We start from the raw sequence: 24,399 nt of genomic DNA, 5'->3' as shown, positions 1-24,399 counted from the left end.
TCGGAATCATCTGCCTGTTTTTCGTGTTTTTTGTGTTTACTGCTTACGTTTATCAAAGTGAAATGGTTCAAACCGGATTTGGAGTATGGTAAAGTGAATGTAATGGAAAGGAAATTGAAATGTAAAAAAGGGGATTGAATGGATTGAAGAAAGCAGCCGTATTTAGCACTTTTTCAATTATTAGCATATTTTTAGCAGCATGTTCAACAGAGACACCAGAAAATTCAGCTCAGTCATTTATCGACCATTGGGAAAATCGTGACTATGCTTCTATGTATCAGATGGTAACAAGTGACGTTCAAGAGTCTATATCGGAAGAAGATTTTATAGCGCGTTATGAAAATATTTATGATGGATTAATAAATGACTTTACTATAGAAGCGATTGTTCCTGAGGAGTTTACAGGAGAAAATGAAGAACAAATTCCTGTAAACGTTTCTATGACCACAGTTGCTGGCGAGTACGAATTTGAAGAGCAGCTTTCTTTCGTTTGGGATGAACGAGAAGACGATCCTAGTTGGAAACTAGAGTGGGGTTCTCAACTCATCTTTCCTGATTTGAGTGATGAAGATTCAGTTAGGTACAACGCTTCTAAACAAAAACGTGGAGAAATCTTTGATAAAGAGGGGCAGGGTTTAGCTATCAATGGGGAAGTCATTGATTTAGCGGTTGTACCGAATCGATTTGAAGAGGAAGAGTCTGAAATAGCAGAAATCGCGGATCGATTGGGACGTTCAAAGGAGTCAATTGAGCAAGCGTTAGATCAAAGCTGGGTGGAAGAAGGTAGCCTTGTCTTAATTGGCCAAATGCCAGCCTCTGAATTGGAGGCGATTGAAGCGCTATATGAGGACGTGCCTGGATTCACGTATCAAATGAGTGAAGGACGGGTCTATCCTTTCGGTGAAGCGGCGGCGCACCTAATAGGCTACATACGCCCTATAACCGCAGAGCAGCTTGAAGAGCGAAGAGAGGAAGGGTACACAGAACAATCTCTTGTAGGGCAAACAGGTTTAGAACTAATAAAGGAAGAACAGCTACGTGGTGCTCCTGGTGGGGAAATCGTTATCGTCGATGCTGATGGTGAACGAAAAGAAACGATTGTGGAACGAGAAGCGGAGGATGGTGATAATGTCCATCTTACGATTCGAATGGATCTACAAGAAGAGCTAATGAACGAATTAGACGGAGAGCCTGGCACTGCTGTTGCCCTTGATTCTGAAACAGGAGAAACGCTAGCGTTAGTAAGTTCACCTAGTTATGATCCAAACCAAATGACCTTAGGGCTGCCTAGTGCTCAGCGTGAGGAGCTGGAAGAAAACGAAGACCAGCCATTGTTGAACCGGTTTTCAAATCGTTTTTCACCTGGTTCTACAATGAAAGCTATCACTGCCGCAATTGGAGTAGATTCAGGTACGGTAGATCCGAATGAAACGGTTGATGAACCTGGACACGAATGGCAGCCAGCCGATTCAGATTGGGGCGGTTATCACGTTCGACGTGTGACAGATCCAAATGGAGCAGTCGACTTATTTGATGCCATGGCGTATTCAGATAATATTTATTTTGCCCAAGCTGCGCTTGCAATAGGGGAGGAGGAACTGCTAGCTGGAGCAGAGGCGTTTGGGTTTAACGAAACGTTTGCATTTACCTATTCTCTTCAGCAATCACTGCTTACAGGAGAAGAAGGATTTAAATCAGAGATTCAGCTTGCCGATACGGGTTATGGCCAAGGAGAAATCTTAACAAACCCTGTTCATCTAGCAGCGATGTTTACAACATTCATAAATGAAGGCCAACTTATTCAGCCTATCTTGGAGCAAGAAGAAGAGACGGGGCAAGTGTTAATGGAGCCTGTATCGGCTGAGACTGCTACATTGGTTGATGAGGCATTAAAGTATGTTGTATCTAGCGACCATGGAACAGCACATTCTTTAGAACGAAACGATTATGCCATTGCGGCAAAAACAGGAACAGCTGAGGTAGGTGAAGATACACTCGGCTGGGTAGTGAGTTATGAGAGTGATGAATCAAATTTACTGCTCGCGATCATGCAAGAGGGAGTTGGAAGTGGTGACGTGCTTCCGATTATTGACCACATGTATAACACGTTTCTTGATTAAATTTTTCTTTTTGCTCAGCACATGCCTGGTTGTCTCCGCATAGTATACCTCATAACTGGCTAGGAGGTTTCATACACATGCATCCACCATATAGATATATGAGGCAAACGCCTCAAGATTTCCGCAGACCCTTTGGATACGGTGGCTATGGTAGAAGACCCTTTTATGGAGGGGGAAATGCACTGTTAGGTGGTTTCGTTGGTGGCTTAGGAGGAGCGCTTGTTGCGCCCTATCTTTTTGGCGGCGGTCCCGGTTATGGCTATGGCTATGGCGGTTATCCACCGTATGGGTATCCACCGTATGGCGGAGGATACTATTATTAACAAAAAGACATCAGCACATGTGCTGATGTCTTTTTGTTAGCAAGGTTTACCACCTGGGCCTGGGCCATAACCACCAGCACCAAAGCCGCCACCCCAGAAGCCAGCCCCACCAATAATAATGATAAGGATGAACAGTACGACGACAATGCCAATAGCCCAGCCACCACCGTACCCACCGTATCCAGGTCCGTAACCGCCTGGACCTGGACCGTAACCATATCCTCCACAAGGTGGTGGAGGACAACAAGGATTTCCGTAACCAGCTTGATAATAGCTCATATTAAGCACCACCTTTCTTGGTTAGTACACAATATGGCTGTACACTTAAAAAGGTGAACGCGGAATGGAATTTGGGCGATATGTTAAAAAGCAAATGGAAAATGAAAACTCATTGGAATTTTTTGGAATTCTTCATCTTCAAGTAAATGTTCACCTGTGAATGGTGAATATGTTCGAATGGCTACTGAAGAAGTAGCAGGATGAAACGTTAAGATTCTCATAAATCCGTTACCGCCTTTATCATAGCTTTGATAATCAGATAACAATTGAACAACCATTCGTTCGTTTATACCGTCCCCATCTTGATCCAATCTATCAAACCGCTGTGCATGTCCATGGTAGTGTCCGCTCAGTACAAGCTGAACATTTTCATAAGGCATGACAAGTTTTCTAAAGAGTGTTTCGCCATCTTTCGAGCGCTGTCCATCAACTTGTAAATACCGATGAGTTGCTAGTATGACAGGATGATCAGGGTGCGTCTGTAACACATCTTCAGCCCAGGAAATGGTTTGCTGATTCCAGCCAAAGCCAATGTACAAAATAAGGATTTTATGTCGGTTTACTTCTATTATATCGTAGTGAGCCTCATTGTTCTGGTACGATCCTTTAAATGCTTTCATCGGTTTAAAGCGCTCTTCCCCAAAGTAGGTTTTGAACAAAGTATAATCGCGATCGTTATGATTGATGTCGTGATTGCCAGCTAGGACTCCGTAAGGCATATTTGCTTGATCCAGTTTCTTCATGGCAACATCAGCTTGGATCCATTCAAACTCATTGTTCATTCGGTCGATAATATCCCCAGTGTGTATAACATACTTAAGATTCTCTTCTTTTGAGTGGTCAACAATCCAAGATGTCATTTGATCATAAATATAAGGGTATTTCTGTGAGTAGTATTGTGTATCGGACATCCATACAAAGGAAAAAGGGCGATCATTTTTCGCTTCAACGGGGTGAGACGATTGGATGAGTAGCCCAAGAAGTAGCATAACAAAGGATAGGATTGCAATCGTTTTCTTTAGGTGACCCATTTTATAATTACTCCTCCTCATTTTTCAATAGTGTGTGTGAAAAGAAGAGGAATTATAACCGATTCTGTAAGAAAAAAACGTCTGCAATCATTCTTGGGGCTTAAGCATTGAAACTGTGGTAAACTATAGCCAAATGATGAACGGTAAAGGAGTATCTATAGTGAATTTATTCGAATGGTTTAAAAAAGGAATGACTGCTCAAGAATATGTCGAATCGATGCAAGTAAATCAAGAGACGTTACGGTCGATATACCATACGTATCAATTGAGTCAAGAAGCTGAGAATGTTACACAAGCTGTCACAGGAAAAGGAATAAAAGCCATCGTGCTAACTGCTGATTGGTGTGGGGATGCCATGGTGAATATTCCGATTTTGCTAAAGTTAGCAAACAATAGCTTAATGGAGTGCCGGTTTTTAATTCGCGATGAGAATGTAGAATTAATGGATCGTTATTTAACGAACGGAACAGCCCGTTCAATACCGATTATCATTTTTATAAACGAAAAAGGGGAAGAAATAGCGAAATGGGGACCGAGGGCTGCAGCGGTAGAGGAAATCGTTTCAAACTATAAGGCTTTGTTACCTGAAAAAGATTCTCCTCAATATGAGCTTGCGTTTAAAGAGACGTTCATTCCAAAAATGCATCAACTGTTTAAACAGGAAACTACGTGGGCAACGATTGAAAAAGACTTAGTGCAAGTCTTTCGCCAATTGTAACGGATTGTAAAAATAAGCATCTTAATAAAGAGGAGTTCTCATCCTCAACCTACTTCGGCGGTGCTGCCTCACCATTTAAGCGCCGCTTATCCTTTTTCTCTTACTAAATAGGGCTTTTAAGATTAAATGATGATCACGTTGTATAGATAGGACATTGACTTAATCTTATTGCGAATACAATTGATAATAGGGTACATGTAAATGAGGATGTTGCGAGTCTGCTACTATTATTCTACAAGATGAAGATGGTACAATATGAAAAAGTGCAGTTATAGGGGGACAACAGGATTCATGACCACTTTCCATTCGTACATTAACACGATAGACACAATTATTGATAACGTTGAAAAAGTAATTATTGGCAAGCGTAAAGAGATTAAACTCTCATTAGTAGCCTTACTTGCAGGTGGTCACGTGCTGCTGGAAGACGTACCAGGTGTGGGGAAGACTGTATTTGTACGAGCAATGGCAAAAACCATCGGTGGAGAATTTAAGCGAATTCAATTTACACCAGATTTATTACCTTCCGATGTAACAGGTGCCGCCATTTATAATCAAAAGACTCAATTATTTGAATTTAAACCAGGACCTATTATGGCAAATGTCGTACTTGCCGATGAAATTAATCGTACCTCACCTAAAACACAATCTGCTTTACTTGAAGCATTGGAAGAGGGAAATGTGACAGTTGATGGTGAGACGATGCACATTCATGCTCCCTTTTTCGTTCTTGCAACTCAAAACCCAATTGAATATGCAGGAACATTCCCTTTGCCAGAGGCACAGCTTGATCGATTTTTAGTTAAGATTCATCTTGGGTACCCTACTGTGGAAGAAGAATTGGAATTACTGAATCGAGTTGAAAGAGAGCATCCAATTGATGCCATTACAACTGTCATTAATTTAGATCAAGTCATTGAACTGCAAAAGGTAGCTCGGGATATTTTTATTCATGAAAGTGTAAAAACGTATATTGTTAACCTAATACATGCTACAAGAACCAATCGAGATATCGAGCTCGGTGCTAGTCCAAGAGCAACCATTGCGCTTATGAAAGCGAGTCAAGCCAATGCACTCATTAATGGTCGCGATTATGTGAGCCCTGACGATGTAAAAGATATTGCTTTATCCGTACTTGGACACCGGATCCGATTAACCAATGAATCTCTATTAAAAGTGAAAAAGGTAGATGCGGTGCTAGAGGACGTTATCGCCCATATTCGCGTCCCGTTAGTCGATAAAAAGGAAAAAGTGAAATGAAGACCTCCTCGCTAAGCAAAACGAGCCGTTTTCTTTTTAGGTGGATTCTTGCCATCGCCATTTTTTTGCTGTCGTTTAGCTTTGCAATGTTTCAAGGTGGATTTGTTAGTTGGTTTTTATTTTACGGTCTAGTCGTCGTTTTTCTTTTTTCTAGTATCATCCCGTTCTTATCCATTATTGGACTAAAGCTAAAGCGAACGGTTACGGAAAGTAACATTGAAGTTGGAGAAGTTCTAACTATTGATGTGATCGTAGAAAAACCTGTCTATACGCCATTCTTCTATTATCATTTGTCTGACACCACACCTGAAACATTTGTATCGGAGAGAAACCATCAACTGTTTTCTTTTTCATTCGATAAACAGTTAATGCTCTCTTATGAAGCAAAGGCATTACAACGTGGGGTTTATCAATTCAATGAAACGATTGTACACGCCAACGATCTGTTTGGGTTAATAAGTGTAAAACGAACGTTACATTCCGATACAGAAATTGTGATATCGCCAGCTTTTTACCCCATTACAAATAAAAAAGCGTTATTTGCATATGCGAATAAAGCCGACCATTTCCATAAAGGCTTTCACGATGATGTCCTCTCAAGTATTCGTCCGTATATTTCGGGAGATCGTTTAAGTAAAATTGATTGGAAGCGTTCTGCTGGTGTGAATGGACTTTTAACAAAAGAATTTGAAACAGAAGAAGACCAGCATGTGGAAATTGTACATGTGGCACAAGAGGTGGATGCGCTAGAGGATCCTATACAATATGAAGAAAGCATAAAAGAGGCTGTATCTATTCATGCAGCTTTCATCCAGGACCATGTTCATACAACGATATATGTGTACAATCAAGAATGGATTCGTACTTTTGTCACGTTCAACGATTGGAGGCATTCTTTACGATTGTTTGCATTAATTAATCCAGTCCCCACTAATGATACCACTCTCCCTCATTTAGAAAAGGATCAAGGGATTTGTTTCATTGTGACACCTCGCTATTCAGAAATGGCGATAGATGTTATTCGAAGAAACGTCTCGCACCAACGACGCGTATTTATCGTTACCACAGAAGCCCTATCACAAGAAGCCGTTTTTGAGGTGAGCAAAGCAGGAGGACAGGTCTTTATCCCCCAATATCAACATACTGAGGATCGTCAAAGGGGTGAATTTTATGGAGCCTAAAAGCTTTTTATTTCGAGATGTTTTTTTGTATGCTCTCGGTTTTATTTTGCTGCTAGAATGGCTATACCCAGTTCCTTATATTACGAATGGCGGCGATATTCCTGCTTTTATTACCATTTCAGGGCTATTTTTTCTCGTTACATTAGTACGTTTACCCATGATCGTATCGTTTTTTCTCAGAGCAGTCATCATTATCGGTGCCTTGTTCTGGTTATTCCCACCTGAGCCTGGCTCATCGGATTCTTGGTTTGCTTTATTGGCACAACACTTCTTTGAAAACAGTGTCTTTATTCTTTCAGGAAATGTCGTCGAATTGTCTGCTCTTTTTAGAACGTTTCTCTTTATTGTCTTATTGTCAATATTAAGCTACTTGCTCCATTACTGGATTATTCATGCTCGTAGAATTTTGCTGTTTCTAATTGTAAGTATTATTTATGTAGGTGCGATTGACTCCTTTACTGAATATAGTGGAGATGCATCTATTGTACGCATTTTTGTGGTTGGCCTAATACTACTTGTCACATTGCGAGTATTGAAAAATGGGGAAGGAAATACGGCTTTTTCCTTTGGCCGATTAGGTAAGGTGATGGCATTTAGCAGCATTTTTATTCTAACTGCCGCCGCTATTAGCTTTGTGATGCCAAAACCCGAGCCGCAGTGGTCTGATCCTGTACCGTATCTTGAATCCATCCTCGGTTTTTCAAGCGGTGGTACACCAACTCAGCGCATTGGCTACAGTGAAGATGACAGTAGGTTAGGTGGAGGTTTTGTAGACGACGATACCCCAGTCTTTTATGCCCGTATAGAGGAAGGCTCTTATTGGAAAGGGGAGGCGAAAAATGTGTATACAGGCTCAGGCTGGGAACTTTCTTTGGACGATACGAATGATACCGGCCAAACTCCACCATTACAAGAGGAAGAGCTAATCTCTGTTATTCGTGAAGAAAAAGAAGCTCAACTACAGTTTTATGGTGAGGGAGAGCAACGATTTAACCATCTTTTTTACCCTGGTGAGCTGGTGTCCAGTGAACTTGAGCTGATGAACACAGGTGAATCAGAAGCGATTGTCATTCATCCGATTTCCAATCAAGCAACGTTAGTAGATGGACAAGCTCCACCGAATCAATACGATGTAACGTATTATGAGCAAACGTTCCAAGTCGCTGGTTTAAGAGAAGATGATCAAGTCTCTGATCTTGAAATGGATCTTTACACGCAACTACCAGATGACCTGCCCGATAGAGTGAGGGAGCTTGCTGAAGAACTGACTGAAGGTAGAGACACGGTTTATGATCAAGTGATGGCCATTGAGCTCTATTTACGTGGTCCGTCATTCTCGTATGAAACAGAAGATGTACCTGTGCCGAGTGGAAATCAAGATTATGTTGATCAATTTTTGTTTGAGACACAAAGAGGGTATTGTGATAATTTCTCAACAGCAATGGCTGTCATGCTTCGTACCCTTGATATACCTACTCGATGGGTAAAAGGCTTTACTGAAGGAGAACGAGTTGAAGTAAATGATGAATACGAGGAATATTTAATTTCAAACAACAACGCGCATTCATGGGTTGAAGTGTATTTTCCAAGTGCTGGATGGGTTTCATTTGAACCAACACCCAGTTTTTCTGGATTTGAATTTGAACAAGAACAAGTGGATTCAAATGTAGATGAAGCTGAAGACATTCCGACTTCAGAAGATCAAAATGATTCAGAAGAACAGCAAGAAGAAAGCCAGCAAGAAGACGTTCAAGAGGATGAAGTGGCAGAGACATCTGCGCAAACAGAGCGTGGAACAACCGGTCTTTTTGTTTTTGGTAGTTTAGCACTTGCACTTGTAGGAGCGATTGTCGTGTTTCTTTTTAGAAAAACGTTTGCAATACGCTATATTAAGGCAAAACAACAAACGGCTAAAACGGTAGACGACTATGCGACGTCATTTGAGCGATTAATGTGGGTACTGCATCTATACGGAATCAAGAGACAATCCCATCAAACATTGAAAGAATATGCTCATAATGTAGAGAATGAATTAGGCTTAGAGGATCGAACAATGATGCGTTTGGTAGAGGTGTATGAACGGTATATTTATAGTCACGATAACCAACGGTTCGATAAAAATAAATTTGATGAAAATTGGAAAAAGATGCTGAATCAAATCACTTCTTGACCGATCGTTTACTTGCTTGTTATGATTAAATTTGAATGAACTGTATGAAAGAATGCACATACTAAAAAGAGTTTGAAAGCTAGCGCAACGTTAGGGCTGCAATTCAATGGAGCGTCATTCATTGTTTTTGTAGCCGTTTTGTTTGCATGGGAAGCTTCTTAACTTTTTAAATAAAAGATAGATTATATGGTAAAGGGTGGATAAGATGCAAGTGACGAATCATGAAACGATTGTTGTCCTTGATTTTGGAGGGCAGTACAATCAACTAATTACACGACGAATTCGTGATTTAGGGGTTTATAGTGAGCTACATTCACATAAAATCACTGCCGAAGAAATTAAGGCTATGAATCCTATTGGAATTATTTTCTCTGGCGGACCAAATAGTGCATACGTAGAAGGAGCACCTTCTTGCGATCCTGCCATCTATGAGTTAGGTATTCCAATCCTAGGTATTTGTTATGGTGTTCAGCTTATGACCCATCATTTTGGCGGAAAAGTTGAAAAAGCATCTCATCGTGAGTATGGAAAAGCTGTTTTAAAAGTGGAAAATCAATCAGATTTATTTAAAGGGTTGCCAATTGAACAAACGGTTTGGATGAGTCATGGTGATAAAATTATTGCTCCTCCAGAAGGATTCACAGTTGATGGATCGAACCCTTCATGTCCAGTAGCTGCAATGAGCGATGAATCAAGACGCTTTTATGGTGTACAATTTCACCCAGAAGTACGTCACTCCGAATTTGGAAATGACTTATTAAAGAACTTTGCTTTTGAAATCTGTAAAGCAAAAGGCGAATGGTCAATGGAGAATTTCATTGAAGAAGAGATTAGGAAGATTCGTGAGCAAGTGGGCGACCGTCATGTGCTTTGTGCATTAAGCGGTGGCGTCGATTCTTCTGTTGTTGCAGTGCTTCTTCATAAAGCAATTGGGGATCAATTAACGTGTATGTTTATTGACCACGGCTTGCTACGTAAAGGCGAAGCAGAAAGCGTTATGGAAACCTTTAGTGAAGGTTTCAACATGAACGTTGTCAAAATCGATGCAGCAGATCGTTTCTTAGGGAAATTGAGAGGCGTAACAGATCCGGAGCAAAAACGTAAAATTATTGGGAATGAATTTATTTATGTTTTTGATGAAGAAGCAGCTAAGTTAAAAGACAAGAAAATGGACTTCTTAGCACAAGGGACCCTCTATACAGATATTATTGAATCAGGTACAGATACAGCTCAAACGATAAAATCACACCACAATGTAGGTGGATTACCAGAAGATATGAAATTTGAGCTAATCGAGCCTTTAAATGCTTTATTTAAAGACGAAGTGCGTGCGCTAGGTTCTGAGCTAGGCATTGCAGACGAAATCGTTTGGCGTCAGCCGTTCCCAGGACCAGGTTTAGGGATTCGTGTTCTTGGTGAAATTACAGATGAAAAGCTGACGATTGTTCGCGAAAGTGATGCGATCCTTCGTGAAGAGATTAAAAAAGCTGGTCTTGAGCGCGAAATTTGGCAGTATTTCACTGCACTACCGAACATGAGAAGTGTTGGCGTTATGGGTGACGCACGTACGTATGACTATACAGTCGGCATTCGTGCTGTAACATCCATTGATGGGATGACATCTGACTGGGCACGTATTCCTTGGGATGTGTTAGAGATCATTTCAACACGTATTGTTAATGAAGTTGCACACGTCAACCGCATCGTCTACGATGTAACGAGCAAGCCACCATCCACAATTGAGTGGGAATAATCGCAGGAGAGCTAGAAACCCTTTTCTATCAAGGGTTTTTGGCTCTTCTTATTTTACTGCACTTTTATTGTAGTTTTTCAAACAGAAGCTAAAAGTGAACTGATATTTAGGCGAAGGATTTTTCTTTGTTGGAGAACGATACCCAACACCTTTCAATTTATGAGTAGCTTCAACGTTACTGTTTGAATATAAAGGCCTATGTCGTTTCACTACCTTCATGCCTAAGAAGGCCTTTAATAATGAGAGGACTCTTACGTGAGATTATAGGGAGAAAAGTTTGACAACAGAGCTTTAAAGGATAACCAACAAGAATTCCATCAAAAATAAAAAAAAGAGAAGAGGTTATTTTAGGAGGGTAGATTCGTGATAAAAACAAATAGATGCTTGCTTTCCAAATTACAAGAAGATGATTATGAAGATGTAAAATTACTTTATGTTGATGAGAGTGTAAGAAAATATCTTGGAGGTACTTTGAAAGAGGAGTCCATTCAAGTAAGGTTTAATGAGATGAATTTATCCTCGAAAGATTCCGCATACTTTGTGGTTAGAGAGAACGATACAAATAGGTTCATAGGGCTAATTTCCTTAGACACTCATTACGATGGCGTATCAACTGAAGTCTCATATCAGTTGCTCCCAAAATGGTGGGGAGAGGGATATGCTACCGAAATTGTTAAAGAATTTATCTACTATGCTTTTCATAAACTAAACTTAACTGAAATTGTTGCTGAAACACAGCTAGCGAATAAAGCATCTTGTAGACTATTAGAAAAACTAGGTATGAAATTACAAGAAACCGTACTAAGGTTTGGAGAAGAGCAAGCTATTTATTGTATTAAAAATTTATAAGCAATCATATTTATTCTTCTTACTCTAACATGCTCATATAGCAACCCTTATAGGTGTGAGAGGGAGTGATTTCGGAGAGAGCTATAAGTCTTAATTTTTGAGGCAATAAGATATTGTAATGCTGAAACCCGCAAAAGCGATTAAATTACTTTTAGGAGCTAGCTATTGCATTTCTTGCTAGATTGTAAGTACTAAGCCACCGATTAACGTAAGACATGAAGCTCATACCTATGCGCATATGTTTGTTAGCCGTCATCATTTCGTTGAACAGAAAACCAGAATGATTATATGAAAAAGAGCTCTAAGAACCGCTGTATTGTGGTTAGTAGAGCTCTTTTTTTATAAAACGTTCCGAATAAGTTTACAAATTGGTCATGGAGGAAGAGACCATTACGAGTAAGAGAATGCTGGAAGAGGTTGGCACCATACATCGTTTGTGAAGCAGGAGGAGTGTAGAAGTAATTCTACAGAATGCGGTTTTAGTGCGGGGGTTGTGCTTTTACATAAGCACTCACCTCCTTTCCTATTGGATTACAAACTAACAGAGACTAAAGGGTAAGGATTACAAGGCCAAGGAAGGTAGAGGAACAGAGCAACACGAGAAGTTGTGTATGTCTAAAGAAGTAGAGCGTGCAGTATTTTCGTCGAAAAATGGTTTTGCATATAGATAATTCTGCATAAATTGTTAAATACCTTCTATAAAAAGGAAAAAATAACTATTTTTTATTAGATCATTGGAACTGTTTTGATGGATGTAATAAAAGGTGTGCAAATGCGAGATTAGGGTATAGGTTCTGTAAGATGACTGGAGGGAGACGAATCATGGATAGAGCTAACCAACAAACTGTTGGAGACTACTTGTATGAATCTTTGTATAATGAGGGAATTCGAGATGTGTTCGGTGTTCCAGGTGATTATAACTTTGCTTTACTCGATACGCTTGAAAGAACAGATGGCTTACAATTTATTCACAACCGAAATGAATTAAATGCTGGGTATGCAGCTGATGCATACGCACGTTTGCATGGAATTTCTGCCCTTATAACAACGTTTGGCGTTGGGGAATTAAGTGCAGCGAACGCGATAGCGGGTGCGAATTGCGAGAACATCCCAATTATCCATATTGTCGGAGCGCCTGACTATGACAAACAAGCAAAAGGGTTACACGTGCACCATACGTTAATGAACGGGGACTTTCATGTATTCAAACGGATGTTTACTGAAATTTCAGCTTATAGTACGGTGGTTACACCTTCCAACGCAAAAACGGAAGTAGCAAAAGCGATACAAATGGCAAAAGATTATCAAAAGCCTGTTTACATGATGGTGGCAGATGATCATGCGAATGAACCGATAACAGAGAAGGAAGCGGAAGACATTTTACGCTTTAAAACGGATAAAGAAACGTTTGCACAAGCGATGCGCCACATTGAAAAAAAAGTAAGTGACAGTCAAAAGCCTATTTTGTTAGTTGATACGAAAGTGAAAAGTTTTGAATTGGAAAAGCTAATTCAGGAAGTAACAGAATCACTTCGTATTCCAGTAGCGAGCATGGTATATGGAAAAGGCTCAGTGGATGAAAGCTCAGATCAGTACATCGGTATGTATGCAGGTGATTTTGGGAGCCATGAAGTAAGGGATCGAGTAGAACATGCAGATTGTGTCATCGCTGTTGGACTTGTTTGGGCGGATACAAATACAGCTAATTTTACAGCTTCTTTAAAGAAAGAGCAGTTAATTGATATACAACCACACTATGTAAGGGTAGAGCATGCTACGTATGAGAATGTGAAAGCCTATGATGTATTAAAAGAAATTGGGACGTTAGAAATTTCAATAGATACCGTAGCTTCTCCAATTACTTTCCCTTATGCTACAGCATTGGAAACAGAAGACAAAGCTTTACGTGCGTCTAATTATTATCCAATCTTGCAAGATTTTATCAAGGAAGAAGATATCGTTATCGTGGAGACAGGAACGTTTTTCTACGGTATGTCCCAAGCTCGAATGAAAAAAGGGGTTAGTTATTTAAAGCAAGGCGGATGGCAATCAATAGGATTTGCAACGGCAGCTACATTTGGTGCCTCTATCGCAGAACCTAATCGTAGAACGTTGTTATTTACAGGTGATGGGTCAATGCAGCTTACGGTTCAGGAAATAAGTTCCATGCTTTATTATGACTGTAAACCTATTATCTTCGTGTTAAATAATGCTGGTTATACGATTGAGAGGTATTTGAACACAGAAACAAAGGAACAAGTTTATAACGATATTCCAACATGGAACTATAGCTCTCTACTTGAAGGCTTCGGTGGTGGTGCTACACATTTTAAAGCTAAAACAACAACAGAACTACAACATGTGCTTCGTCAAATTGAAAAGAATGACTGTTTATGTGTAGTGGAGATTGTAGTCGATGATCCAATGGATGCACCTGATTATGTAAAACAAATAAGAGCATTTAAAAAAGAGGAGTAGGGATGAAGCATCCGTACTCCTCTTTTTTTGAATTATGCGCTCTGCTTCCAATTCGATACATCATCTTCTAACGGGTGATTATTCCCACGGCGCTTGCTTGCAGCCTTGAAGAATAAGATCGTTAAAAAGATAGTGAACACGACGCCGATGATGACAGATGTCTGCATGGATAGGTTTAACCCGATCGGTGCATTCATAATATACGTTGTTGCTGTTACGCTCATAAACCATGCTGGAAAAATAGCAATCCAGTAATTTCGACGAGAGATATATAAGAACATAGCGCCGATCCAGAGTGCGATAACGGCTGTTGATTGATTTGCCCAGTTAAAGTATTGCCAAAGCATGGTGAAATCAACGGTTGTTAAGAAAATAGACAGGATGAATAGAGGCATGGCAATCCATATTCGATTCATCATTTTCTTTTGTGGGACTTTAATATAGTCGGCGATGATCATTCGTGCACTTCGGAAAGCTGTATCTCCAGAAGTGATTGGCAGAATAATGACACCTAATATAGCGAGTGTACCGACAATCGGTCCTAACATGGCTGTTGAGATTTCAGACACAATACCACCTGTACCAATGGTATTAATTAATTCATTTAGTGTAATCGGACCATCAAATAAGCTCATTGCAGCAGCAGCCCAAATCATCGCAATCATGCCTTCTGCAATCATCATTCCGTAAAAAATTCTGCGCCCCTGACTTTCGTTCTGCGTTGTCCGCGAAATAATTGGTGATTGTGTTGCGTGAAACCCAGATAAAGCTCCACATGAAATGGTTAAGAATAAGAGTGGGAAAATAGCCGCACCTGCTGGGTGTGTGTTTTCAAACGAGAGCTCTGGGATGGGAGCTTGATGCCAAACGAGGGCAATCCCAATACCAACTGTACTAAATAATAATAATGCACCAATATAAGGGTAAACACTGCCGATAATTTTATTTATTGGTAAGATCGTTGCTAATAAGAAGTAAATGAAAATGAAAATAACAAAAATCAGAACAGGTACTGAACCATTTACAAGATCGTAAAGTAAGTCCGCTGGTGATGCAACGAACACCGTACCAACAAGTAATAATAGTAAGATAGAGAAAGCGTTTACGACATGCTTCATCGCTTTTCCTAAAAAGCGACCTGCAAGTTCAGGTAAATGAGCACCACCGTTTCGGATGGAAATCATACCAGTTAAGTAATCGTGAACCGCACCAGCGAAAATACAACCTAGTACGATCCAAATGAATGCTACAGGACCATAAAGCGCTCCCATAATTGGTCCAAAAATCGGACCAACACCAGCAATACTAATTAATTGGATTAAAGCATTTTTATTTTTACCCATTGGCAAGTAATCAACGCCATCAGCTTGTGTATAAGCTGGAGTTGGTCGCTCTGCTTTAGGTTGAAAAACTCTTTCTACAAATTTGCCGTACGTAAAGTAGCCGACAAATAAGAGGGCTAAAGCAATTAAAAAAGTAATCATAATTGTTCTCCCTTCACCATGAGTGAATGCGTTTTCATAGTCGTATTGTAAGGGATTTACCATCAGAAAGGCTGATTTTGTCGTAACATGTCAAAATTAGTGATCAACATGCAGAAAAATAGAGCCAAAGTGTCGGCTCTATAATTCAATCATTTTTCGCAATGGTTTGACATAATTACGACTTACTGGTATTTGTTCTGAAACGCCTGTTAACGTTAATTGATACGCTCCATTAAACCATGCATTCATTTCTGAAATGTAGGCAGTGTTCACTAAATAGCTTTTGTGAACCCGGAAAAAAGCGTAGGGAGCGAGTCGATGTTCTAACTCTTTTAACGTTAACTTGCTTTCGTAAGCGGCTATGTTTGTTTGGACTTTTGTATTTTTATCGTCTCGATATGCGTAAAGAATGGACTCAGGATCGAGAAAATGAATGGTATCCTCTTTATCAACAGCGAGCTTTGCTGTTAGGTTTGTTTTTTCCTGTGTGCTTTTTATATCTAAAGCATCTTCTACTTGTGAAATGGTTTCAGCGAGCTGTACCTCATCAATGGGCTTGACAAGATAGCCTTTTGCTTGTAGTTGAAACGCGTCAACGGCGAACTGTGGATAAGCAGTAGCAAAAACAATATAAGGTGGTTGCTTCATCTGCTTAATGATGGTCGCCACATCTTTCCCGTTCATTTCTGGCATCTCAATATCAAGAAAGAGCAGGTCTGGCTGCAATTCCATCACCTTGGCAATCGCTTCTGTACCCGATTGAGCTTCACCAACGATAACAATGTTCGGAAAAACTCGGAGTAAATAATGGAGCTCTTCACGTCCATATTTTTCGTCATCAACAATAATTGTTCGTATCTTAGTAATCGTCATTCTACCGTCTCCTTTCGAGTTGATTTTGGAATATAACATTCAACCGTCGTGCCTTTTCCAAGTTCCGTACTGAAACGGAGTGAGGCAGACTCTCCGAACATCATCTGCAAGCGTTTATTACTATTGTAGATACCAATTCCTGTGCTTGAGTCAGTCTTTTGTCCACGTTCATTTAGGTTTAGCATCGATTCGTCGAACCCTTCACCATTATCACGTACACGTAGTCCAACCTTGTCACCATGATGAAATACGTGGATGGTAAGTTCACAGTTAAAGCGTTTATTGCGAAAGCCATGTTTAACGGCGTTTTCCACCAAAGGTTGCAACGTTAATGGGGGGATGGAGACGGCTTGTAGTTCTTCCTCAATGGTATACGTAACTGATAAACGATCTTCAAACCGCACTTCTTCAATTGATAAATAAGCTTGTATATGCTGAAGTTCTTCTTTTAAAGAGTGAAAAGTCACAGTTGTAGCAGAAACGTTGTGACGTAAAAACTGCGATAATGAGTGTAGCATCGTTCTTGCTTTTTTAGGGTCTAGTCGAATAAGCGAAATAACAGTATTGAGTGTGTTAAAGAGAAAATGCGGACTAATTTGCGCTTGAAGTGCGTTTACCTCAGCATCTTTTGCTAACTGGTATGCTCGGTCGGCCTCAGCTAATTCAAGCTGACTGCTCAGCAATTTTGTCAGTCCAGAAAGCATTTCAGTCTCAAGGGCTGTAATGTCTTTTTTAGAATGATAATAAAACTTTAACGTTCCAACAACGTTATCGCGAATAATAAGCGGTGCAATAACAGCTGCTCCTAACGGGCATTGAGATTCCTTGCAATGTATTTCGTCGTCACTAGCAATGATCATTCTTTTCTGCTTCATGACCTCTGATGTTAACTGCGTTTGGATCACCATATTTGCTTTATGGTGATCGGCTCCTACACCAATATGGGATAAAATAAGGCTGCGGTCCGTCATAGCGACTGCACAAGCATTTAATTCTTTATACAGAATCGTGCACACGTTAAAGGCAGATTGGTTGCTCAGGCCATGCTTTAAATAAACAAGTGTTTGTTCAGCAATTCGCAAACTTTTCTGCGCTTGCAACGCCCCTGCCTTTTGCTCTTCTTTTGATACACTTTGAATTATAAGAAAGAACAATACACAGCCAATCCCGTTTGCGATAATCATCGGTATTCCAATAAGCTGTACAAGTTCAATCGCTCTCGTTGTTGGTGTAGCAAGAATGGCGATTAACCCCATTTGCATGGCTTCTGCTAAAGCACCAAGGATCATAATGTGTAGTGGTTGGTAAATGACTTGGGGATTTTTTTTTCGGTAATAGGCCGCTAATACACCAGCTAAAATGGAAGCGACGCCACACGCTACCGCTGTAAATCCGCCAAGCATCATTCGGTGAATGCCAGCAATTAAGCCTGCACCTAAACCAACTTTCATACCTCCAAATAAGCCAGCGAGCATGACGCCAATAACACGAAAATTAGCGATGGCCGCATCATCTGGAATGGCGAAGGTAAAGCGTTCTAATGCAAGTGACTCTGGTTGAAATGTCACCCCAGAATAGGTTCCAATAATGCCAAACACTCCGAAAAATAAAATGGCAGTTGTTTTTTGCTTAATAGATAATTCAATGGAAGAAGCCATCTTGCGGAAAAAGCGAAATCGTGTGGCAATAAAAGCAAGCATGACAATGAGGCCAAGCCTCTCTAGCATAAGAAGAAGTAATTCAAACATTGGTTAAACTCCTATACATTCGTTAAAATCATTTTTAGTGTTGCCTATAATGAAAAACGTAGTCGACTATGTATGTGTTTATCAAGTGAAAGCAGTGAAAAAACGCCACGGTATGTGACGTTTATTTATAAATTAAAGCTCGTACAACGCAAGCTCCAACTCAATACGGTGTTTTATTTTTGATATGCATTCTTCTGCGGTGGCACCAAAAATACGGGTACCATTTACAATTGCGTACGGTCTAACCGCACAAAGCCCGCAAAAGGAAAGGCATTCATTATCCATGACGGCAACTTCTGGGTACTCTGACTCCAATAGATTTTCTAGGTCTACTCGACTCATCAGGTTTCCATCACAGACTTCCACAACAATTATGCCCATGTGTTCCACCCTTTCGACTTGTATGCATGTAAGAAGAAGTCAATAGTTCATTATATAGGATGACTAGATAGAATTCTAGTGCCTGGCTTGTCGATCAATACGTTTTAGTAGTCGTTCCCTCTCGTCTTCTGTACAATGAACGTATTGAAAGAAGGAGTGGTTATTTTATGAATACATACAATTGGGGTATTCTTGGTCTCGGTTCAATTGCAGCAGACTTTGCCAATGCATTAACATCCTATCATGGGGAATTGTACGCTGTCGGTTCTCGTTCAATCGAAAAAGCAAAGACATTTGCTAGTGAACATCGTGCCACAAAAGCGTACGGTCAATATAAATCGTTAATGACAGATCCAAAAATAGATATTATCTATGTGGCTACACCACACGCGAGTCACCATAAATACATAAAAGAAGCTCTAGAGAATGGGAAGCATGTATTATGTGAAAAAGCGATTACTATTAATGGTGGGGAGTTAAAGGAACTTATCCAGCTTGCTGAGAAGAACAACCTTATTTTAATGGAAGCAATGACCATCTATCATATGCCTTTGTATCATACACTGAAGGATTTAATGAAAAGCAATCGATTAGGTTCAGTTAAAACGATTAATGTGACATTCGGAAGTCGTAAACCATTTGATCCGAGCAATCGTTTTTACAACCCGGATTTAGCTGGTGGTGCGCTTTTGGATATTGGCACATACGCATTATCGTTTGCTCGTTTCTTTCTTTCAGAGCAGCCTACGCAAGTGCTAACAACAATGAAAGCAGCTGAAACAAACGTAGATGAACAATCGGCCATTGTACTAAAAACACCAACCGATGAAATTGTAACCATTTCGCTTGCATTTCGAGGGAAAATGCCAAAGCGTGGATTAATTGCCTGTGAGAACGGTTTTATTACAGTAGACGATTTTCCACGTGCTGAACAAGCTACATTAACATGGCATGATGGGAATTCAGAGGTTATAAAAGCAGGTCTCTCTGCGGAAGCATTAGTGAATGAAATTAAAGCAATGGAATCAAGCGTTAGTGGAATGGATCAATCCTATCTAACCTATTCAACCGATGTGATGACGTTAATGGATGAAGTGCGCCATCAGTGGAGTCAACAGAGCTCTTCTTGATAAATGTTTAGAAACCTTGGAAAACGTCTATATAAAGAAATAGACAAGAAGGAGGCGTTTTTCATGAGTGATAACGGAACTGGAGACAAAGCAAAAGGTGCTGGCAATAAAGCAAAAGGTGCTGTGAAAGATGCAGTAGGAAACCTTACGAATAATAAAAAAATGCAAGCAGAAGGAAAAAAAGATAAAGTTAAAGGCGAAGTACAAGATACTAAAGGTGATATCAAAAATAAAACAAACGAATAAGCTTTCCATGTTAGAAAACCGACTCTCAATAAGCGAGGTCGGTTTTTTCGTGTTCATCCTGTGTACTGTTTGACGATCTCATGGAGTTTAAGGGCGTGACGGACATCACCATCTACTTTTAATTGTCCCGTCATATAAGCGACAGTAGGATTCCAATTTCCCTCTAATAGCTTATGCAAGTTCGCTTCGCTCAATTTCAGTATACAGGCTTCTTCGTTCTTTATAGGTTCTTTTTCAATCGTTACAGCGCCATTAGAAAACGTCACGCTATAACGAGCTTCTGGTTTTAGTTCAAATTGGTAAGAACGATTAAAATCACGAATGTTGTCAGGATGATTGTTTATTTGATTTGCGAGGGCATATAATTTCTCTTCTGTCTTCATGCTACATCTCCTTTTATGAATGATTATTCATTCATTATATCGTACATGATAGTGGGTGAAAAGTTTTTTACATCGTTTTATTTTTCTTCATTTGCTTCTCTTTAAAAAACAGCAAGCGCTTGCTAAATCAAAGAAGAGGGGTATAAAGATGGCGTATCAATGGACGAGAACACTGAGAAGTGGCATGAGTGGGAATGATGTTCGAGAATTACAAATTCGGGTGGCAGGCTATGCAGCTGCATCAGCAAGTCGAACTCATATTACTGTAGACGGTCAATTTGGACCAGCAACAGAAGGAGCTGTTCGTAGGTTTCAATCAAGCTACAACTTATCTGCTGATGGAGTTGCTGGACCACAAACGCATACCGCGTTAAACAATCTTGAAGCAGCTGACGGTTCGACCAGACATTTTAACTGGAGTGAGTTTCATTCAAGAGATGGATCAAGGTTTACAGGAGGCGCAGTATCGGCTACTCAAGTACAAGAAAATGTCCGTCGTTTAATGTATAAACTTGAGGCAAAGAGGCGCAAATTAGGGAACATCCCATTAACGATAAACTCCGGCTTCCGTAGTCGCAGTCATAATTCAAGTGTAGGTGGAGCAAGTAACAGTCAGCATTTATATGGATCAGCAGCAGATGTCTCATCGTCAACAACACCAACAAGGAAAGCAAATACTGCACGGACTTGTGGGTTTAGTGGCATCATTATTTATCAAACATTTACGCATGTGGATAGTCGAGCAGAAACCACGGGTGGAGGCTATTACTGGCCATAAGTTACTACGAAAAGTGCTAGAGAGACGAATGGCTAATCGACAGCGTCTCCTAGTGCTTTTTTGTATAGACAATATGTGTTATTGTCGTTTGTTCTTGAAAGCGCTATAATAAACGTTAGGATTTTAAGGGAGTGGATTTCACGTGAGCGTTTTAAAAGCTGGAGTAGTTGGTTGTGGGAATATTAGCGATATCTATTTTCAATTAAATAATCGGTTTGATGATATACAAATTATTGCCTGTACCGATCTAAATATGGCTCAAGCAACTCAAAAAGCAGCTGATTACAAAGAAATAGAAGCCTTATCAATGGACGATTTCTTTCAAGATGAGCGAATTGAGCTTGTCATTAACTTAACGATTCCTTCTGCTCATTATGCCGTTCATAAACGTGCATTAGAAGCTGGGAAACATGCGTATGGCGAAAAGCCGTTAACATTGTCCCTAACTGAAGCGGAGGAGCTTAGAAAACTAGCCAAGGAAAAAAATCTTTATTTAGGAGCTGCCCCAGATACTTTTTTAGGTGGTGGCCTTCAAACGGCAAAGAAACTAATTGAAGATGGTTGGATTGGCAGACCAGTATCGGCTAATGGATTTATGATGAGCCATGGACCTGAGGGCTGGCATCCGAACCCGGACTTCTTTTATAAAGAAGGTGCTGGACCTTTATTTGATATGGGTCCCTATTACTTAACAGCTCTTGTATCAATACTAGGTCCGATTAAGCGACTTACATCCTCTACAGGAAAGGCATTTGAGGAACGTAACATTACATCCCTTCCCCGTTTTGGTGAGACAATGCAAGTAGAAGTAGAGACACATTTGTCTAGTATAGTAGACTTTGAGAATGGAACAATCGGAACGTTAATTACGAGCTTTGATGTATGGGGATCACAAACACCGAATTTAGAAATACATGGCACAAGAGGTTCTCTTATATTGCCAGATCCAAATACATTTGGAGGACCTCTCTTCTTCAAGAAACAAGGGGAGGTTGCGTTTCAAGAAGTACCGCTTACTTATGGTTTTCAAGAAAATAGTCGAGGTCTAGGTGTTTTAGATATGGTTGCGGCAATTAAGGAAAAGCGTGCCCATCGTGCAAGTGATGCACTAGCTTATCATGTGCTTGAAGCGATGCACGGCATTTTACGTTCGTCAATAGAAGAAAAGCATTATCAAATGGTAAGTACATGTAGCATCCCCGAATTATTGCCGTTGTCTATGACGACAAGAGGTTTTTAAGAGTGAAAGTGTTCTTCTTATTAGAGGAACGCTTTTTTTGTAGTGTAACACTTTGTATTCCGCTCGAAAGTAAGCTACAATTAAGACGATTTTAGGACGAGTAGGAGGCGGTTTCGTGAGTTATGTAATGAACGATAAATTTAAACTGTTTACCATTCAATCAAACCCATTGTTAACGCAAGAAGTTGCCGATCAACTTGGTTGTACAATTGGAGAATGCACAGTGAATCGCTTTAGTGACGGTGAAGTGCAAATTCATATTCAAGAAAGTGTTCGTGGGGCTAAGGTATTTATTTTACAATCAACTTCTCAGCCGGGAAATGAGCATGTGATTGAATTACTCATTATGATTGACGCATTAAAACGAGCTTCAGCAGGGGAAATTAATGTTGTTATACCTTACTTTGGGTATGCTAGACAGGATCGAAAAGCTCGTTCTCGGGAGCCAATAGCTGCAAAGCTTATTGCGAATCTACTTGAAACTGCGGGGGCAGACCGAGTTGTAACAGTCGATTTACATGCTCCACAAATTCAAGGTTTCTTTAATATTCCTGTGGATCCATTGCAAGGAATACCGTTGCTGGCACAGCATTATATCAAGAAAAATCTTGTGAATCCTGTCGTCGTTGCTCCAAATACATCGGGCTTAGGACGAGCAAGGAAGCTAGCCGAATATATTGATGCACCGATTGCTTTTGTTGATAAGCGTCAACCTGAACCTGGTTTTGCGCAAGCGATTGACATTGTAGGTGAAGTAAAAGGAATGGATGCCATTATTATTGATGACCTCATTGATACAGCAGCAACGGTAACATTAGCTGCTCATTCTTTGGTGGAAAACGGTGCTAAAGATGTGTACACGTGTTGTACCCATCCAGTACTGACAGGACCAGCAATCGAGCGGCTAGCCATTGCACCAATAAAAGAAATTGTTGTGACGAATACGATTGAATTACCTAAAGAAAAACAGCTTGATAATATGACCATTTTATCAATGGCAGGTTTGTTAGCTGATGCGATCTATCGAATTTATAAGGAACAATCTGTTAGCACGTTGTTTCAATAAGTTCGCTTGTGAATAAGGAGTGGAGTAGAGAGATGTATAAATTAATTGCCATTGATATGGATGGAACGTTGTTAAATGATCAACATCACGTAACCCCAGGAGTGAAAGCTGCGTTACAAGAGGCTAAAGCAGCTGGAGTAACGGTTGTTTTATGCACAGGAAGACCGCTTGGGGGCGTTACGCGCTACTTAAAGGAATTAGAATTAACGGATGAAGATGATTATGTGATTGCGTACAACGGTTCACTTGTACAAAACACGCATACAAATGAAAATGTTGTCTCACTAACGTTACACTATGAAGATTTACTTGAATTGTCTGCTACGGCAGAAGCTCTTCAAACACCGATGCATTTCTTTGATCAAGCGAAGTTATATACATTTAATAAGGACGTTTCGCCTTATACCATATATGAATCGTATGTTACACAAGTGCCTCTAAGTTTTCGAACAAAGGAAGAACTTGATAAAGATATTGTCATACCAAAGATCATGTTCATTGATGAACCAAATCGTCTTGAGGAAACAAAAGCGGCGATTCCAGCTTCATTAAAAGAACGTTATGAAATGGTTCAAAGCGCTCCTTTCTTCTTGGAAATTCTCCATCCGGAGGCAAGTAAAGGAAATGCGGTCAAACAGCTAGCAGGCAAGCTTGGCATCACACGAGAAGAAGTCATGTGTATTGGAGACAATGGGAATGACTTGTCGATGATACAGTTTGCAGGCTGTGGCGTAGCAATGGAAAACGCCATTCCTGAATTAAAGGAAGCGGCTGATTATATTACAAAGTCAAATAACGAAGATGGCGTTGCACATGCTATTCGAATGAATGTGTTGAATTAACCGAGAGGGGTGTTCGTTAAGGTCTCTAACCTTAATCGAGCACTTCTTTTTTGTACGAGAGCAGGT

General features: G+C 40.2%; 21 protein-coding genes and 1 pseudogene. 15 read left to right on the top strand and 7 right to left on the bottom strand.

What is annotated here, in order from left to right; genetic code table 11:
* Window positions 1–143 precede the first annotated feature (143 nt).
* Complete coding sequence (locus tag FPV17_RS16535) at window positions 144–2,120, top strand: penicillin-binding transpeptidase domain-containing protein (protein ID WP_060705701.1); 1,977 nt, start codon at window positions 144–146, stop codon at window positions 2,118–2,120.
* A gap of 77 nt (window positions 2,121–2,197) precedes the next feature.
* On the top strand, window positions 2,198–2,443 hold the full coding sequence (locus FPV17_RS16530; protein ID WP_210244243.1) for a hypothetical protein: 246 nt from the start codon (window positions 2,198–2,200) through the stop codon (window positions 2,441–2,443).
* A 36-nt stretch (window positions 2,444–2,479) separates the two neighbouring features.
* On the opposite strand, the pseudogene FPV17_RS22255 reads toward FPV17_RS16530, so the two are convergent.
* Both FPV17_RS22255 and FPV17_RS16520 read right to left on the bottom strand, forming a co-directional pair.
* Window positions 2,480–2,617, bottom strand: a pseudogene (locus FPV17_RS22255) (YjcZ family sporulation protein); the annotation flags it as partial.
* 188 nt (window positions 2,618–2,805) lie between these two features.
* Window positions 2,806–3,753 carry a metallophosphoesterase gene (locus FPV17_RS16520; protein WP_035395312.1) on the bottom strand — a complete coding sequence of 316 codons (948 nt, stop codon included), beginning with the start codon at window positions 3,751–3,753 and terminating at the stop codon, window positions 2,806–2,808.
* Between the two features lie 160 nt (window positions 3,754–3,913).
* On the opposite strand from FPV17_RS16520, the gene FPV17_RS16515 reads away from it, so the two are divergent.
* The 7 genes from FPV17_RS16515 (at window position 3,914) to FPV17_RS16485 (ending at window position 14,162) form a co-directional block, all read left to right on the top strand.
* Complete coding sequence (locus FPV17_RS16515; RefSeq protein WP_144559499.1) at window positions 3,914–4,471, top strand: thioredoxin family protein; 558 nt, start codon at window positions 3,914–3,916, stop codon at window positions 4,469–4,471.
* 291 nt (window positions 4,472–4,762) lie between these two features.
* On the top strand, window positions 4,763–5,731 hold the full coding sequence (locus FPV17_RS16510; protein ID WP_144559498.1) for an AAA family ATPase: 969 nt from the start codon (window positions 4,763–4,765) through the stop codon (window positions 5,729–5,731).
* Window positions 5,728–6,912 (top strand): DUF58 domain-containing protein, encoded by a 1,185-nt coding sequence (locus FPV17_RS16505; RefSeq protein WP_144559497.1) that lies wholly within the window; start codon window positions 5,728–5,730, stop codon window positions 6,910–6,912. Before FPV17_RS16510 ends, FPV17_RS16505 begins: the two co-directional genes overlap by 4 nt.
* Window positions 6,902–9,082: a transglutaminase TgpA family protein gene (locus FPV17_RS16500; protein ID WP_144559496.1), complete on the top strand. Its 2,181-nt coding sequence runs from the start codon at window positions 6,902–6,904 to the stop codon at window positions 9,080–9,082. The genes FPV17_RS16505 and FPV17_RS16500 overlap by 11 nt, the downstream gene beginning before the upstream one ends.
* 205 nt (window positions 9,083–9,287) lie before the next feature.
* Window positions 9,288–10,835 (top strand): glutamine-hydrolyzing GMP synthase, encoded by a 1,548-nt coding sequence (gene guaA, locus FPV17_RS16495; RefSeq protein WP_144559495.1) that lies wholly within the window; start codon window positions 9,288–9,290, stop codon window positions 10,833–10,835.
* A gap of 363 nt (window positions 10,836–11,198) precedes the next feature.
* Window positions 11,199–11,684, top strand: a complete 486-nt coding sequence (locus tag FPV17_RS16490; RefSeq protein ID WP_144559494.1) for a GNAT family N-acetyltransferase — start codon at window positions 11,199–11,201, stop codon at window positions 11,682–11,684.
* 822 nt (window positions 11,685–12,506) lie between these two features.
* The gene (locus tag FPV17_RS16485) at window positions 12,507–14,162 is read left to right on the top strand and encodes an alpha-keto acid decarboxylase family protein (protein WP_246117050.1); all 1,656 of its coding nucleotides are present in this window, start codon (window positions 12,507–12,509) and stop codon (window positions 14,160–14,162) included.
* Window positions 14,163–14,194: 32 nt separating this feature from the next.
* Here the strand turns inward: FPV17_RS16485 and FPV17_RS16480 are convergent, their stop codons facing one another.
* From FPV17_RS16480 to FPV17_RS16465, 4 genes are all read right to left on the bottom strand, one after another.
* Window positions 14,195–15,646 carry a carbon starvation CstA family protein gene (locus FPV17_RS16480; RefSeq protein WP_144559492.1) on the bottom strand — a complete coding sequence of 484 codons (1,452 nt, stop codon included), beginning with the start codon at window positions 15,644–15,646 and terminating at the stop codon, window positions 14,195–14,197.
* Window positions 15,647–15,784: 138 nt separating this feature from the next.
* The gene (locus FPV17_RS16475; RefSeq protein WP_035395301.1) at window positions 15,785–16,519 is read right to left on the bottom strand and encodes a LytR/AlgR family response regulator transcription factor; all 735 of its coding nucleotides are present in this window, start codon (window positions 16,517–16,519) and stop codon (window positions 15,785–15,787) included.
* Window positions 16,516–18,267, bottom strand: coding sequence for a LytS/YhcK type 5TM receptor domain-containing protein (locus FPV17_RS16470; protein WP_144559491.1), 1,752 nt, complete (start codon window positions 18,265–18,267; stop codon window positions 16,516–16,518). Before FPV17_RS16470 ends, FPV17_RS16475 begins: the two co-directional genes overlap by 4 nt.
* A 132-nt stretch (window positions 18,268–18,399) precedes the next feature.
* Window positions 18,400–18,648, bottom strand: coding sequence for a YuzB family protein (locus FPV17_RS16465; protein WP_035395299.1), 249 nt, complete (start codon window positions 18,646–18,648; stop codon window positions 18,400–18,402).
* A 167-nt stretch (window positions 18,649–18,815) separates the two neighbouring features.
* On the opposite strand from FPV17_RS16465, the gene FPV17_RS16460 reads away from it, so the two are divergent.
* On the top strand, window positions 18,816–19,778 hold the full coding sequence (locus FPV17_RS16460; RefSeq protein WP_144559490.1) for a Gfo/Idh/MocA family protein: 963 nt from the start codon (window positions 18,816–18,818) through the stop codon (window positions 19,776–19,778).
* Window positions 19,779–19,841: 63 nt separating this feature from the next.
* Window positions 19,842–20,024 carry a CsbD family protein gene (locus tag FPV17_RS16455; protein ID WP_035395297.1) on the top strand — a complete coding sequence of 61 codons (183 nt, stop codon included), beginning with the start codon at window positions 19,842–19,844 and terminating at the stop codon, window positions 20,022–20,024.
* A 53-nt stretch (window positions 20,025–20,077) separates the two neighbouring features.
* Here the strand turns inward: FPV17_RS16455 and FPV17_RS16450 are convergent, their stop codons facing one another.
* Window positions 20,078–20,407, bottom strand: coding sequence for an SCP2 sterol-binding domain-containing protein (locus FPV17_RS16450; protein WP_144559489.1), 330 nt, complete (start codon window positions 20,405–20,407; stop codon window positions 20,078–20,080).
* Window positions 20,408–20,555: 148 nt separating this feature from the next.
* Between FPV17_RS16450 and FPV17_RS16445 the strand changes: the two genes are divergently transcribed.
* The 4 genes from FPV17_RS16445 (at window position 20,556) to yidA (ending at window position 24,333) form a co-directional block, all read left to right on the top strand.
* Window positions 20,556–21,185 (top strand): D-Ala-D-Ala carboxypeptidase family metallohydrolase, encoded by a 630-nt coding sequence (locus tag FPV17_RS16445; protein ID WP_144559488.1) that lies wholly within the window; start codon window positions 20,556–20,558, stop codon window positions 21,183–21,185.
* Window positions 21,186–21,327: 142 nt separating this feature from the next.
* Window positions 21,328–22,425 (top strand): Gfo/Idh/MocA family protein, encoded by a 1,098-nt coding sequence (locus FPV17_RS16440; RefSeq protein WP_144559487.1) that lies wholly within the window; start codon window positions 21,328–21,330, stop codon window positions 22,423–22,425.
* A 127-nt stretch (window positions 22,426–22,552) separates the two neighbouring features.
* Window positions 22,553–23,491 (top strand): ribose-phosphate diphosphokinase, encoded by a 939-nt coding sequence (locus FPV17_RS16435; RefSeq protein ID WP_035397664.1) that lies wholly within the window; start codon window positions 22,553–22,555, stop codon window positions 23,489–23,491.
* A 32-nt stretch (window positions 23,492–23,523) separates the two neighbouring features.
* Window positions 23,524–24,333, top strand: a complete 810-nt coding sequence (yidA, locus tag FPV17_RS16430; RefSeq protein WP_144559486.1) for a sugar-phosphatase — start codon at window positions 23,524–23,526, stop codon at window positions 24,331–24,333.
* Window positions 24,334–24,399 lie beyond the last annotated feature (66 nt).

The sequence above is a fragment of the Shouchella miscanthi genome (genome assembly GCF_007725405.1).
Classification (GTDB): Bacteria; Bacillota; Bacilli; order Bacillales; family Bacillaceae_D; genus Shouchella; species Shouchella hunanensis.
This window is presented reverse-complemented; position numbering and strand designations above follow the sequence as displayed.